This window comes from Corallococcus terminator (genome assembly GCF_049194865.1).
Taxonomy (GTDB): Bacteria; Myxococcota; Myxococcia; order Myxococcales; family Myxococcaceae; genus Myxococcus; species Myxococcus terminator_A.
The window spans coordinates 128,470-141,787 of the sequence record NZ_JBLZWL010000142.1; the positions used below are offsets into that span (position 1 = coordinate 128,470).

The 13,318-nt window shown below is 69.5% G+C and carries 13 protein-coding genes; 6 read left to right on the forward strand and 7 right to left on the reverse strand.

Annotated features, from left to right (window positions below):
- Nucleotides 1–45 precede the first annotated feature (45 nt).
- The 4 genes from ACN469_RS42115 (at nt 46) to ACN469_RS42130 (ending at nt 2,979) form a co-directional block, all read left to right on the forward strand.
- Entirely contained in the window at nt 46–951 is a 906-nt protein-coding gene (locus ACN469_RS42115; protein WP_498777812.1) for a hypothetical protein, read from the forward strand.
- A gap of 90 nt (nt 952–1,041) precedes the next feature.
- A complete protein-coding gene (locus tag ACN469_RS42120) occupies nt 1,042–1,602 on the forward strand; it encodes a hypothetical protein (protein ID WP_498777814.1) in 561 nt (186 codons plus the stop codon).
- Nucleotides 1,595–2,158 (forward strand): hypothetical protein, encoded by a 564-nt coding sequence (locus ACN469_RS42125; protein WP_498777816.1) that lies wholly within the window; start codon nt 1,595–1,597, stop codon nt 2,156–2,158. Before ACN469_RS42120 ends, ACN469_RS42125 begins: the two co-directional genes overlap by 8 nt.
- Nucleotides 2,155–2,979 (forward strand): hypothetical protein, encoded by an 825-nt coding sequence (locus ACN469_RS42130; protein WP_498777818.1) that lies wholly within the window; start codon nt 2,155–2,157, stop codon nt 2,977–2,979. The genes ACN469_RS42125 and ACN469_RS42130 overlap by 4 nt, the downstream gene beginning before the upstream one ends.
- Here ACN469_RS42130 and ACN469_RS42135 read toward each other — a convergent pair.
- The 7 genes from ACN469_RS42135 to ACN469_RS42165 form a co-directional block, all read right to left on the reverse strand.
- Nucleotides 2,883–3,770, reverse strand: a complete 888-nt coding sequence (locus ACN469_RS42135) for an STM4011 family radical SAM protein (protein ID WP_498777820.1) — start codon at nt 3,768–3,770, stop codon at nt 2,883–2,885. The two genes, ACN469_RS42130 and ACN469_RS42135, sit on opposite strands and share 97 nt — an antisense overlap.
- A complete protein-coding gene (locus ACN469_RS42140) occupies nt 3,767–5,083 on the reverse strand; it encodes an STM4012 family radical SAM protein (protein ID WP_498777822.1) in 1,317 nt (438 codons plus the stop codon). Before ACN469_RS42140 ends, ACN469_RS42135 begins: the two co-directional genes overlap by 4 nt.
- Before the next feature lie 11 nt (nt 5,084–5,094).
- Nucleotides 5,095–5,889 (reverse strand): STM4013/SEN3800 family hydrolase, encoded by a 795-nt coding sequence (locus tag ACN469_RS42145; protein ID WP_498777824.1) that lies wholly within the window; start codon nt 5,887–5,889, stop codon nt 5,095–5,097.
- Nucleotides 5,880–6,635, reverse strand: coding sequence for an HAD family hydrolase (locus tag ACN469_RS42150; protein WP_498777826.1), 756 nt, complete (start codon nt 6,633–6,635; stop codon nt 5,880–5,882). The genes ACN469_RS42145 and ACN469_RS42150 overlap by 10 nt, the downstream gene beginning before the upstream one ends.
- Nucleotides 6,636–6,670: 35 nt before the next feature.
- A complete protein-coding gene (locus ACN469_RS42155; protein ID WP_498777827.1) occupies nt 6,671–7,813 on the reverse strand; it encodes an LOG family protein in 1,143 nt (380 codons plus the stop codon).
- Nucleotides 7,814–7,842: 29 nt separating this feature from the next.
- Nucleotides 7,843–8,814, reverse strand: a complete 972-nt coding sequence (locus ACN469_RS42160; RefSeq protein ID WP_498777829.1) for a L,D-transpeptidase family protein — start codon at nt 8,812–8,814, stop codon at nt 7,843–7,845.
- A gap of 117 nt (nt 8,815–8,931) precedes the next feature.
- The gene (locus ACN469_RS42165; protein ID WP_498777831.1) at nt 8,932–11,193 is read right to left on the reverse strand and encodes an AAA family ATPase; all 2,262 of its coding nucleotides are present in this window, start codon (nt 11,191–11,193) and stop codon (nt 8,932–8,934) included.
- Between the two features lie 436 nt (nt 11,194–11,629).
- On the opposite strand from ACN469_RS42165, the gene ACN469_RS42170 reads away from it, so the two are divergent.
- The gene (locus ACN469_RS42170; protein WP_498777833.1) at nt 11,630–12,907 is read left to right on the forward strand and encodes a heparin lyase I family protein; all 1,278 of its coding nucleotides are present in this window, start codon (nt 11,630–11,632) and stop codon (nt 12,905–12,907) included.
- Between the two features lie 92 nt (nt 12,908–12,999).
- Nucleotides 13,000–13,317: an antibiotic biosynthesis monooxygenase gene (locus ACN469_RS42175; protein ID WP_498777835.1), complete on the forward strand. Its 318-nt coding sequence runs from the start codon at nt 13,000–13,002 to the stop codon at nt 13,315–13,317.
- Nucleotide 13,318: the final 1 nt, after the last annotated feature.

Below are 13,318 nucleotides of genomic sequence, written 5' to 3' on the forward strand. Positions count from 1 at the left end.
GGTGAAGAAGCGTTCGTCCCCACGACCCGACAGGTCACCAGACACGTGGTCGCCCCCACCTGCGAGGACATGGCGTTCTCGTACACCTCCGAGGTGGAGGGATTGGCCGACTATGTTCCCACCTGCTTCCCTCCGTACTTCTACCAGCACGAGGGGTACTTCCTGACGTCCACCCGTCAGGCCGTGCCCAGGCTCGAGAAGACGTGTGGAGCCTTCCGCATCCTGTTCGTGTTCTTCGACACCGAAGCTCACCGGACCCTGCTTCTCCAGAACCCCACCCTCTCCGAGCAGGTGAAGTCGCAAATCCAGACGGATGTCCGGTCCGCGTTGTCGTGGGCGCTCTTTGGCTATGGTCCCCAGCAGGTCTTCAGTCCTCGCTCCGTCCTGCCTCCGGTCACCTTCCAATACGACGTGAAGGTCTCCCCTCTGGAGAGTTCTTCCGCGCTGGGCAACGAAGCAACGGCGGATTTCAGCGGCTACGACGCCATCGTGTTCCTGGAGACGCTCCCGGGAGACGTCTCGGGCTCCGGAGTCCTGCGATGGCCACAAAATCATCCCATCTTCAGGACGGATGAGCCGCTCGTGCTGCGTATCAATCCGCGCGCCCTGAGCCCGGGGCTCTTCTACAACGAATTGTTCCGACGCAACGTGCCGGTCTACCTGGCCCAACACCTCGTAGGCCCCCCGACCTTCGTGGAGGAGAACGGCATCCTCTACAACCGGACGCCCATCACCAACCCACGCAACGGCTGGGTGCTGCGCAAGGAGGACTTCGCGCTGCTCTCGGACATGCTCAATGGCTGGCATGACGTGGATGGGGATGGCATCCCGGAATGCCAGGACACGGAGATCGAGTCGCGTCCCGACAACGTGGACGCGGACTGGGTCCCGGACCTCATCGACCCGGACCTGGCCCAGGACAACGGTCCGTTCGTCTGGACGCGAGGCTGACGGGCGGGTCCTGGATTCTCCTGGGGCTTTGCCCCGAGAATCGCGCGCATCGACGCTCTTGAGGCGTCGCCGTGCTCCCGGCGGTCCTTCATGGCCAACGCAGCCTCCCAGCTCACCGTTCCCCAGCCTCGTGTGCCCCTGGCGCGGCTGCGCGATGCCGCCAACCTCCTGGCCTCGCTCGCCCCAGGCGCGCTCTTCTGCGTGGCGCTGGCGGTGGTGTCGAGCCAGCCGCGCTTCTCCTGGCTCGCGGAGCCCCTGCGCTACCCCTGGGAGCTCTGGGTGATTGCGCTCGCCGGGACGACCGCGACAGTCGCCGGCGTGATGGACTGGCGCTACCACCGCGTGGCGCAGCTCCGAGTCGGCCCCAATGAACACCGCGCGGAGTTCCTCGCCCTCGCTGGCGGCGGCTTCCCGCTCTTCCTGTTGATGTGCGCCGCCTCGGTGGCACACCGGCCTGTCGTGTTCCTGCTCCCCGTGCTCGTCGTCCTCATGGGGACGGTGGTCCTCATCTGCTACGACGAGTTCGTCTTCCACCGTCGGCGGTGCGACCGCTGGGAGTCCTTGCTGCATCGCACCCTGCTCCTCGGCCATGCGACGGCGTTCCTCGCATGGGCCCACTTCTGCTTCGTTCGCGAGCACCTTCATGGCTGAGCACTCGCGCTCTCCATGGCGGCGAGGACTGGAGCTGCTGGCGCGCGCCGCCCACCTCTACGACGCCCCAGGCTCGACGCTCGCCCACGAAGCCCGGAGCGCATGGCGTGGGGGCTTCGCCAGCAGCGCGACGTGGATGGCCCACGCGCTCACTCAGGTCCGCGGGCGTCCCGTCCTCGCCACGCTTCCACACGCCGGCCGATGGGGCGCGTTCAAGTATGGCTGTGCGCTCCTCGCGGCCCTCTGTTGCTGGGGACTCGCCGTGGGCCTCGGGCTGCCGCACGTTGTCGGCCTCGCGCTGGCGGTGCTCGCGTTCTACGCCGCCGAGGTCCAGGGCCTCTTCCTATTTCCCCTGCTGATGGACGGCGTCGAGCACCCGTGGCGCAGCGGACGCGCGTTGCTGCGCCGAGCAGGCGGCACCCCGGGCGCTGTGGGCACGGTGCTCATGCTGGCCGGAGTGATGCTCCTCGGGGGACTCGTCGGTCGCGGCTGGGTCCGCTGCTGGTGCCTGGGCTGCCTCGCGGTGGTGCACTGGTACGAGGACCTGCGAGCGTGAGGCTCGCGGAGCTGTGGAATCGAGGCCTCGCACGCGCTGTGGACTCCGTGCGCGTCAACACCGTGGCGCTGGAGGCCCGTCAGGACATCTCGCTCTGGCACAAGCAGCGTCGGCTCGGCATGGGCGCGGTGATTGCGGCGGGCAATGTCTTCCTGCGCCTGTCTCGCAGCCACATCCGGATGTTCCCCTCGGCGAAGCACTGGCGCGACTGGGAGCTGTCCACCTTCGCGCTCCTCCACCCGGGCCGTACCGCCGAGGCACGGGGGCAACGTGCCGTCGCACTGGAAGCCCTTCCAGGTGAGCGCCTCGACCTCCTGCTCGCGCAAGGACGATTGACACAGGCCATGGTGGAGGCCGCCGCACGCGAGCTGCACCGGGCCCATGGCCTGACATCACCCCAGACTTCGCACCCGTGGTCCCACGGCGATGCCCACCTGAAGAACGTCCTCTATGACAAAGCCGGGCAGCGCGCCTGGCTCATCGACTTCGAGACCGAGCACGACGCGCACCTCTCCGCCGACGCGCGACACGCGGATGACCTGTTCGTCTTCCTGCTCGACCTGAGAGGGCGCGCGACGCGGGAACAGGCCCTCTCCCTCGCGATGGCCTTCCTGCGCGCCTACGCCGAGCCCGGCGTGCTCAAGGCCCTGCAAGCCCGCCTGCGGCCACCTCGAGGACTGGAGCGCGCCCTCTGGAAGAGCCGCTCACATCACCTTCCAGAGGCTCAGCTCCTCGAATGGCTGGAGGACCTCCGCCACAGCGGCGTCACCGGCACACGCTCCAGGATTCCAGAGCCGAACACGCGGTCCAGCTCCAGGTAGTCCATGTGCACGTAGCCGATGTGACACCCGCACGTCGCCTTCGCGCACGGCCGGGGCCTCAGCGCCTGGTCGAAGTCCGGCGCATAGATGTTTCCAATCGGCTCATCGATGAAGTGACACCGGCGCGCCGTGCCCTCTCCATCCACGGAGATGACCGACTCCCCTCCCCTGCACGCACGACCCAGGCTGGGATGCCGCACGTTGTTCACCGGGAACAACGGGTCCACGGCCGTGAAGCGCGCCACGTCCTCGGGCGTGTACGGCTCCTCCTGCCCGTCCTTCACCGCGTTGATCCACAGGTACGTGTCGTCGGACAGCTCGCGGCGCAGCGCCTCCGCCTCCTCGGCGAAGCGCAGGAACCCCACCATGCCCGCGCTGTGCCGCACACCCAGCGCCGTCAGCGTCTCGCACTGCGCCACGAAGCGACGGCGCTTCATCCACTCGGGATGGTACGTCGCCCAGATGCCGAGCTTCTCCGCGCGACAGTCCTTCACCCAGTCCAGCTTGCACGACAGGTTCGTCTGCGCCGCCACCCGCTCCACGTGCGGCAGCTGCGTCAGCCTCGCCAGCGCCTGCTGATACCAGGGCCAGATGAGCGCCTCGCCCCACGGCGTGAAGAACACGGACACCGTGTCTCCCGTGCGCGCCTCCACCCACGACAGGAACCGCTCCAGGTCCGCGCGGTCCTTCTCCAGCTCCTCGTCCGTGTGCTTCCACTTGCCGAAGGGACAGTACTCGCAGCCGTAGTTACAGCTCGACAACGGACCCCGGTAGAGCACGGTGAGCTTCATCGCCAGGAGTACTCCTGTGACAGCTCACGCACCCCCGTCGAGTGCAACCAGGGCCCCAGCAGGTCCGAGAGCTCCACGCCCGCCGGAGTGAGCCGCAGCGCCGTCCCGTCCCGCAGCGCCAGCCCGTGCACCTCCAGCTCCAGCAGCTCCGGGAAGTCCTCCAGCACGTCGGTGCAGAACTGCTCGCGGTACGTCGCGAAGTCCACGCCCTCCGCCAGGAGCGACAGCAACATGTACCGCCGCCGCCGCTCCTCGCTGTCCAGCCGGAAGCCGTACCCCACCTCGCCGAAGGACTCCGCCGTGCGCGCGCTGTACGACGCGATGATGGAGCGCACCTCGCGCGAGCCGACGGCGTACTCCGACGAGTAGTGCACCTGCCCTGTGTACGAGCGCGCCCCGCACCCCAGCCCCACCATGCCGTCCTCCTGGCAGCGGTACACCGGGCCTCCCGCGTCCGGCGCGTGGCGAGCGCGGAACATGCGCATGGACACCTGCGTGTAGCCCTGGGACAGGAGGAACTCGCGGCCCGCGCGATACAGCGCGATTCGCAGGTCATCCCACGCGCGCGCCTTCTTCCCCAGGAAGGTGAGCGGGCGCACATAGAGCGGATAGAGGTAGATCTCCTCGGGCGTGAAGCGCAGCGCCTGCTGGATGGAGTACAGGAACGTCTCCACCGTCTGGCCCTCCATGCCGTAGATGAGGTCCAGGTTCAGCGTCGGGAACCCCGTGGAGCGGATGAGGTCCAGTGCCGCCTCCACCTGCGCTGTCTGCTGGGGCCGCTTCACCGCGGCCACCTCCGCCTCGATGAAGCTCTGCACGCCGATGCTCACCCGGTCCGTGCCGCGCGAGCGCAGCGCCCGCAGCTTCTCCGCGTCCACCGTCTCCGGAGACACCTCCACCGAGACGGGGATGTGGTGCGGGTCCGCGCCCAGCACCTTCTCCGCCAGGTCGAAGACGCGATGCAGCCCCGCCACGTCGAGCAGCGTGGGCGTGCCCCCCCCCACCGCGAGCCGCGCGAAGCTCGCCGTCCCCAGCGCGGCCTTCACCCGGTGCGCCTCGCGCTCCAGCGCCCCGAGGTAGCCGTCCACCACGTCCTGCTTCGGCCCCGCCGCCGTGAAGAGATTGCAGAAGCCACAGCGCATCTCGCAGAACGGGACGTGGAAGTAGAGGAACAGGGCATCCCGCCGCTCCTCGGCCCACACCGACTCCAGCGAGAGCGCAGGTGTGAAGGGCCGGTAGGCCGTCTTGTGCGGGTAGCCATAGAGGTACGCCACGTACGGCGTCTCCCCCAGCATCTGCTCCAGGCGCGTCATGGTGAGGACTCTCACGACAGGGTGAACTCGGCGTAGGGCACCGTCCAGACGACGGGGTGGCCCACGCGATGACCGTTATAACCGTCCTCGCCGTACGCCGTGCCGTGGTCCGAGCAGACGATGCAGAAAGCCGGCCCCCGGCGCCGCAACGCGGCGAAAAGAGGTGGAAGCTGACTGTCCACGTATTCCAGGGCTGCCGCGTGGGACGCGACGGAGTCCTCGGTGGCCCCGGGCAAGTAGTGGCGATTGGGCTGGTGCAGCGCGGAGACGTTGATGAAGAGGAACACGCGCTGCTCCGGGGGCACGACCTCCAGTCGCTGGACGGCCAGGGACACCTGGTGCTCGGTGGAGCGAGGCTCGCGCACCCCCAGCTCCGGGCTCCAGTGGCTCTCCGCGAAGAGGCTCGGCAGCACGCTGCCCAGGGGATTGAGCTTGTTGAAGAAGCCCACGCCGCCAATGCACACGGTGTGGTACCCGTGCGCCGACAGGCCCGTGACGAGGTCCGGCGCGTCCAGCACGCAGGTGCCCTGCCCCGTCGTCTCGCTGCCCTCGAAGCGCATGGAGAACAGCCGAGCGTGCCTGCCTGGTCGCGCGGGGGTGGGCAGGAAGCCCGCGAAGAAGGCGTGGTGCGCGGCGTAGGTGAAGCTCGCGGGCGAGTGGCGCTCCTCCCACTGGCCTCCCGGCATCAGCGCGGCCAGGTGCGGGATTCGCCCCGCGGTGGCCAGCTCGGTCGCCACGTCGTGGCGCAGGGTGTCCAGCGTGAGGAAGAGCAGGTCGTGCGAGCCGACCACCGTGTTCATATCCATGTCGAGAGCACTTCCGCGAGGGACTCGTGTCGCGAGGTGATGCGCTCCACCGTGAAGGTCGGCGGCGGCAGCGCCTCGGGCCACTCCCGTCCATGGGAGACCCAGCACGTGGTGAACCCCATCCGCGTGGCGCCGACGATGTCCCGCACCGGGTCATCACCCACATGGATGACCTCGGAGGGCTCGCGATTCACGTGCGTCAGCGCGGCCTTGAAGATGGCCGGGTCCGGCTTCTCCACGCCCACCTCGCTCGAATAGAAGCCCTCCGGCACGGAGTGGTAGAGGCCCGCGGTGAGCAGCTTCCTGCGCTGCGTTCCCGAGAAGCCGTTGGAGACCACCTCGACAGGCTGGCGCCGCGCCAGCGTGTCGAGCCACGCCGCCAGCTTCGGGTCGCCGACCACGAAGTCCGACAGCTTCGACTGGAAGTCCAACCAGAACTCCTTCGCCTTCATCCCCGTCGGGAACGTGTCAATCACGTCAGCGCAGAAGGCCTCCCTGTCACGCCCTCCCCACTCGTCGAGCTTCTGGAGGGTGGCCAGGTCCTCGGCCCGACGGTGCTCGGGAAACACGTCGGGGAACCGGGCCATGAAGGCCTCGAAGTAGCGCACGAAGGCGGCCTCGCGGTCGACCAGGGTGTTGTCCACGTCGAAGAAGATGGCCTTGGGCCGCACGGGCCCGTACTTGCCGAACGCGCGCGGCTTGCTCATCCACTTCTTGTCTTCGTACAGGTGGCGATGCCGTCCCATGAGCCCTTCTTCGTGACGCGCTCGAAGGCCGCGCCTCAGCCCGCGATGAGTGCCGCGTCGTACTCCCGCAGCGCCCGGAGGACCTCTTCCCGGGAGTCCGTCAGCAGCAGGTGCCGAGCGTAGTCCTGCCCCTGCGCGAGCTGAGCCAGCAGCGGATAGACGGGGCGCGTTTGCGTCCAGAACTCGCGGCCCAGGAAGATCATCGGGCTGATGACGCCCACGCTGTTGTAGTGGTTCTGGCAAGCGTCCTGGAAGATCTCCTGGATGGTGCCGGCGCTGCCGGGCGCGTACACGATGCCGCCTCGAGCGATGGTGAGCAGACCGTCTTCGCGCACGCTGTTGGCGAAGTACTTGGCGATGTGCGTGGCGAAGGGGTTGGGCGGCTCGTGGCCGTAGTGCCACGTGGGGATGCCCAGGCTGGAGCACGCGAACACGTCCTTCGGCTCCAGCGGGAAGGCCGCGCGCACGTCGAACGCCCGCGCGAGCCACTCGCGGTCCGTGTAGCTGGGGGCCTGGGCGAGGATTTCGAGCGCGGCGTCCAGCTCCGCCTCCGGACGCACGGCGAACCAGGCGCCCAGGTGTGTGGCCTCCATCGCCCCAGGGCCGCCGCCGCTGACGAGGAAGAAGCCCGCGCGCGTCAGCTCCCGCGCCAGCGTCGCCACCTCGCGGTAGTCCGGCTTGCCGCGCTTCATGGAGTGTCCCCCCATGATGGCCACCACCTTCCGGGGCGGGCCCGACGCGGCGAGCAGGTCCTCCATCGCATCCGTGACGGCGTGGTCATGCAGCCGCTGCGCGAGCGTCTCCAGCAGCGTCGGCGGAGAGCCCCGGCCGTGTGATTCCCAGTGCCGGTAGATGCGCGCGTCGAGCGTGTCCGCGTACGTCTCCGGCCGCGTCCGGTCGAAGTCCGAGTACAGCTCCTCCGGCGAGTACAGGCCGCCCCGGTATGGCTGATACGGCACCCCGGTGATGGGCGGGAAGACGAGGGCTCCATGCGCGAGCGCGGTCTGGAGCGCGTCCTTCTCCAGCTCACACCCCAGGAACACCGTCCCTTCGAGCGCGGCGGTGCTCAGCTCGCGCGTGTAGCGCCGCAGGTCCAACCCCTGGATGACGACGTTGACGAGGGTGCGGCCGTCGCGAAGGTGCCGCTCGAAGGCTTCGGGAGTCTCTAGCTCGATCACCCGCGAAGGATTCCATGCCTCGGGCCCTACTAGAAGAGGACAACCATGGTGCCGAGCGGCATCTGGTCATACAGCGCCGTGATATCGCGGGGGTGGAACACGACACAGCCCCAGGACAGCCGGCCGCCGCTCGCCTCCAGGGACCACTCGCCCGCCCACCCGTGAAAGCCGATGCCGCTGCCCAGCCGCGTGGTGGCCTCCGTCGCCTCGCGGGCCTCCCAGGCGCGGGCGATGCGCTCGCGCGTCTTCTCCGTGAGCCAGCCCTTCTTCACCCCTCGGCTCGCGTCCCACGGGTTGGGGTAGTTCACCCGCAGCCAGTGGCCGCCGTAGTACGCGGCGTAGGGCCCGGGAATCTCCCCACGCACCGTCTGCACGATGAAGTACATGCCGACGGGCGTACGGTTGTCGCCTCGCTGCTCCTTGGGCCCCGCCTCCTGGCCGAAGCCCACCTCCACCCGCGCCCGCTCCACGCCTCGCTCGTAGAGCCGGAGCTGATTCAGTGCGTGGGAGATGAGCACCAGCACGGGCTCGCTCGCGGGCCGCGGCAGTCGGGCATGCGCGGCGGTGAAGCGTCGGGCCTCGGCGGCTGACAGCGCGCGGTCGGTGTGCAGCACCACCGTGAGCGGCGCGGACGAGCCCACCTGCCCCAGCACCTGGTTCTTCGTGACGAGCGCGTCGGGACGCAGCGTCACCCCTCGCAGTCCCGAGTACTCCGAGCGGGCGCGGAGCAGCTCGTGGTTATCATGATACAGGTGCTCCAGCGTGACGCTGTCACCTCGCGCGCCCACCGCCACCACGCGGCCCCGGGCCAGCGCGCGCACGTCGCTTCCCGGCCCGGCCCGCGCGACCTCCGGCCACGGCGCGAAGCCCTCCGCCGCCGCGTGCGCGGGACGCAGCCAGGCCTCGAAGACGTCCGGCGTGGAGGCGGTGGCGACCTGGGCGGACAACACCCAGGCGAGGCACAACAGCGGCAACCCGGAGCGCGGCGAGAAGGAAGTCACTCGCGCTGGACACTCGACGCTCGATGACGGTTCCGTCAACTCCCACGTTTCTTCCGGCGAGGTGAGGGGCACCGAACAGCCGACCCCCGGCGCCAGGACCCGCGTCGCTTCTCGTTCTCAGCGCCGGGCCTCCAGGGCGCGCAGCGCGGCCTGGGCCTGGAGCAGCTCTGGACGCGCATTGGCGGCGGCGGCGTCCTGGGCGGCGAGCTGGAGCTGTCGTGCCGCCTCCTCGCGCTCGCCCAGTCGCAGGTGAGCCCGCCCCAGGGCACAGCGCAGCAGTGACTTCAGCTTCCTGTCCCCGAGCATCCCCGCCAGTTGCAGGCCTCGCACCGCGTCCTCCTTCGCCAGCTCGGGTGCATCCGCCTGGCTGTGCAGCAGCGCGAGCCCGTGGTGCGTGTACGCCATGCCGCCCCGGTCCCCCATGCGCGCCTTCAAGTCGAGCGCGAGCTGGAAGTAGTGCACCGCCCGCTCCCGGTCGCCGGCTCGCGCGTAGGCATCCCCCAGGTTGAACAGGGCCGTGGAGTGCTCCCACGTGTCCCCCGCGCGCTCCGTCCAGCGCAGCACGGCCGCGTACTCCACCGTCGCCTGCTCCGGCCGCCCCTGCCCCATCAGCAGCGTCCCCCTGGCCCGGTGCAGCGCGGCCTCCACGTTCGCCCGGCCCGGCCCCTCCTGGTGCGGCGCCTGGAGCAACCTCCCCCGCGCACCCGCCAGCCGCGACTCCGCCTCCTCGAAGCGCCCCAGCCAGCACAGCGCGAGCGCACACAGCGCGTCCAGCGAGGCCCAGCAGAGCAGCGCGTCCCGCGTGGCCTCGAACTCGCCTACCGACTGCCCCAGCTCCACCACTTCCTCGTAGCGCTCCAGCGACAGCACCACGGCGGCCAGCTTGCGCAGACACTGGAGCCGCTCGGGCGTCGCCAGCGCGGCGCCCGGGTCCTCGAGCGACAGCGCGATGCGCCAGGCGGACTCAGCCTCCGCTCGCTCTCCCGCCAGCCGGTGCGCGTCTCCCATTCGCTCCCACAGCACTCGAGACCACTGACGCGCGGCCTCCAACGAGAGCGAGCCCGCGACAGCCAGCGCGACGCGGTACACCCCCAGCGCCGCCGCCGGCTCCAGCGCCGCCAGGTTCCACCCGGCGACCTCCAGCAGGTGCGGCAACGCCCGCTGCGGCACCTTCGCCGCGAGCCAGTGACGCACCAGCTCCGCGCAGGCACGACGCCGCACCTCCGCGGGCAGGGCCTCGTACGCCTCCGCCACACGCCAATGCAGCGCCAGCCCTTCCACATCCGACGACACCTCGTCGCGCATCTCCGGCGGCCGGGCCCCCAGCGTGTACCGCCCGCCCGAGACGGCCATCAGCCAGCCCCCCGCCTCCAGCCCGGCGAGCGACGAGAACCCGCCGACGAGCGCCCCCAGCACGGACCGGGGGAAGCACGGCCCCAGCACCGCGCTCACGGACAGCGCCTCGCGCCAGGTGGGCGACAAGGCCTCGAAGCGCGCTGCCAGCACCGCCGGTCCCGACTCCGGCAGGGGCGCTCGCGGATGTTCTTCATGGAACGCGAGCACATGCAGCAGGTGCAGCGGGTGACCCGCTCCCACGCGGAGCAACGCCTCCTTGGGCCAGCCCGGACGAAGACGTGTGGCGACCAGCGCCGCGGCATCCTCCGGATTGAGCAGCCCCACCTCCAGCAGCTCCGCCGTCGGAGGAGGAAGCGCGGGCCCCCCCGTGCGCTCCAGGACGAGCACGAGCACCGGCGCGTGCGCCAGCCGCGACACCAGGACCTCGACGAGCGCCCGGCTGAGCGGGTCAGCGTGCTGCCAATCCTCCAGGATGAGGATGCGCGGCCCTCGGTGCGGCAGCAGCGCGTGGCAGAGCGCGTCGAACAGCGCGAGGCTCTCGGCGGAGAGGCTCGCCGGGATGCCCTGCCACTCGCGCCCCTCCAGGAAGTGGGCGACGCGCTCCGCCTCCGCGGTCGACATCCGCCCCACGCCCGCCACGGGCCGCAATCCCCGGGTGGCCTCCAGCAACTCCATCAACGGCCCCGCCGGAGTCCCGGGCAGCGCCAGGCCACTGCCCTCCCAGATTTCGAAGCGATTGGCGGCCAGCGACTCCACCAGCGCGTCTTTCAGTCGCGACTTGCCCATCCCCTCCGCGCCCATCAGCCAGACGGCGCGGCCCAGACCTCGCCGGGCCTCCTCCGCGCACCACTTCAGCCGCTCCAGCAGCGCCGTGCGCCCGACGAGCGGCGGCTGACATGACGCCACTCGCCACCGACGCACCCCCGCGGCCAGGGGCATCCGAGGCGGCGTGCGCGGGCACGTGGACAAGCCAGGGGAAAGTCGCGTCCCGCAGGCCAGGCACACGCCCGAAGACGAGGTCATGAGCACCTCCAAGAGCCCGAACCTCTAACGCCACCGCGCGGCCGAGCCCCTCGGGCCCGGGGGTGGTGTGTGTGTATTGAATTCGCCTGTGCTCCTGCCCTCCAGGCCACCGCACGCCCCCTCGGCCCCGCTCACGGTGCGCTCCAGCCCTCACCCTCCGCCCCAATCCGCCACCAATGACAGACGTTTCCAATCCCACCGCCTGAACCCCCACCAAGAGTATGTCCCGCCTCTTTTCTTGGAGGGCAGGCAGGCGTGTCGAGAAGTGTTGAATACGAAATAAATTTGGTCGATGGTTGTCTCCGTCGCAACGCGGCGAACCCCCGCCGTGACCTTGGAGAAGCCCCCCAGCTGAAATCAAATACCGGCCCGTCGGGAGACGGCCGCCGGACACACTCCCCGTCTGTCTGTTTTTGAATTCCCCAGAGGTCCCTACATGAAGAAGTCTCTTCTGCTGGCTGGAGCACTGCTCGGCCTGGGCGCCACCGCTTGCGGTCCCCAGGACGACGTCACCGAGATGGGCGAGGCCCCCGCCGGGCTCGAGGCGACGGAGTTCGCCACGTCCGTCTCCGCCGCCGCGCTGACCGCCACGGGCTGCAACCAGCTCACGGCCGCGTCAGTCATCGCCAAGGGTCATGACGGCAACGTGCCGGCCAACACGATGGACGACAAGCTGGACACCCGCTGGAGCTTTCTCGGCAAGGGTGGCTGGATTGACTACGACCTGGGCTCCATCAAGTCCATCTCGGGCGTCACCATCGCCTGGCACGAAGGCACCACGCGGGCCAACACCTTCACGGTGTCGGTCTCGCCGGATGGCCACACGTACACGCAGGTCCACAGCGCCACGAGCCGGAAGACGTCCACCGCGGAGACGTACTCCTTCGCCGCGACCTCCGCCCGTCGCGTCCGCATCACCTTCATGGGCAACACCGTGAACGACTGGGTCTCCATCGCCGAGGCCCGCGCCTGCTCCACCACGGTGACGACGCCTCCTCCGACGACGCCTCCGACAACACCTCCCCCCACGGGAAACAGCGTGGTGTGGGTGGGTGACTTCGAGACGAACAACATCAGCCAGTGGACGCGCGCGCAGATGGTGAGCGCGGACCGGCTGGCGATGGTGTCGTCACCGAAGCGTCAGGGCGGCTACGCGCTCAAGGCCACGGTGAAGAGGGGCGACGACCCCATCAACTCCAGCGGCAACCGCAACGAGCTGGTGCGGATGACGCGCGAGCCGTCGGGCTCCGAGTACTACTACCGCTGGAGCACGATGTTCGACTCCACGTTCCCCAACGTGAACACCTGGCAGCTCTTCACCCAGTGGCACCAGGAGAGCGACACCGTGGGCGGCTCGCCGCCGGTGGAGTTCTACGTCTACGGCAACGAGGTCCGCCTCAACATCGGCGGCAACCCGGGCACCATCGTCTGGCGCGCCCCGCTGACGCGCGGCAAGTGGATGGACTTCATCTTCCACGTGCGCTGGTCGGCGGACTCGAAGGTGGGCTTCGTGGAGCTGTACCTCGACGGCAAGCTGGTGATGCCCAAGCGCTACATCGCCACCCAGTACTCCGGCCAGGTCAACTACCTGAAGGTGGGCCTGTACCGGAACGACACCATCACCCAGACGGGCATCGTCTACCACGACGGATGGGTGATGGCCCGGAAGCTCGAGGACGTGCTGAACCCCACGGCGGTCATCAAGGCCCCGTAGCACGCCCGCGGCTGTACGGCACCCCACACCGTGCCCTCTCCCGGGCCGAGGTCGCGTCCCCACGCGGCCTCGGCCCGGAGTAGTTTCAGGACATGCCCAACAGCCTGCGGGTCGTCCAGGTCCACATCCACGTCAAGCCGGAGCACGTGGACGCCTTTCGCGAAGCCACCGTGGCCAACGCGCGCGCGAGCGCGAAGGAGCCCGGCATCGCCCGCTTCGACTTCCTCCAGGACTCCGAGGACCCGACGCGCTTCGTGCTCGTGGAGGTCTACCGGACGGCCCAGGCGCCCGCGGAGCACAAGGAGACGGCCCACTACCTCACCTGGCGCGACACCGTGGCGCCGATGATGGCGCAGCCGCGCACCAGCCAGAAGTTCGTCAACCTGTTCCCCGAAGACGCCGGGTGGTGAC

Excerpts from the sequence above, each read along its gene's own strand:
- ACN469_RS42120 (WP_498777814.1), top strand. The coding sequence starts at position 1,042 with ATGGCCAACGCAGCCTCCCAGCTCACCGTTCCCCAGCCTCGTGTGCCC.
- ACN469_RS42125 (WP_498777816.1), top strand. The coding sequence starts at position 1,595 with ATGGCTGAGCACTCGCGCTCTCCATGGCGGCGAGGACTGGAGCTGCTG.
- ACN469_RS42135 (WP_498777820.1), bottom strand. The coding sequence starts at position 3,770 with ATGAAGCTCACCGTGCTCTACCGGGGTCCGTTGTCGAGCTGTAACTAC.
- ACN469_RS42140 (WP_498777822.1), bottom strand. The coding sequence starts at position 5,083 with ATGACGCGCCTGGAGCAGATGCTGGGGGAGACGCCGTACGTGGCGTAC.
- ACN469_RS42145 (WP_498777824.1), bottom strand. The coding sequence starts at position 5,889 with ATGGATATGAACACGGTGGTCGGCTCGCACGACCTGCTCTTCCTCACG.
- ACN469_RS42150 (WP_498777826.1), bottom strand. The coding sequence starts at position 6,635 with ATGGGACGGCATCGCCACCTGTACGAAGACAAGAAGTGGATGAGCAAG.
- ACN469_RS42165 (WP_498777831.1), bottom strand. The coding sequence starts at position 11,193 with ATGACCTCGTCTTCGGGCGTGTGCCTGGCCTGCGGGACGCGACTTTCC.
- ACN469_RS42170 (WP_498777833.1), top strand. The coding sequence starts at position 11,630 with ATGAAGAAGTCTCTTCTGCTGGCTGGAGCACTGCTCGGCCTGGGCGCC.
- ACN469_RS42175 (WP_498777835.1), top strand. The coding sequence starts at position 13,000 with ATGCCCAACAGCCTGCGGGTCGTCCAGGTCCACATCCACGTCAAGCCG.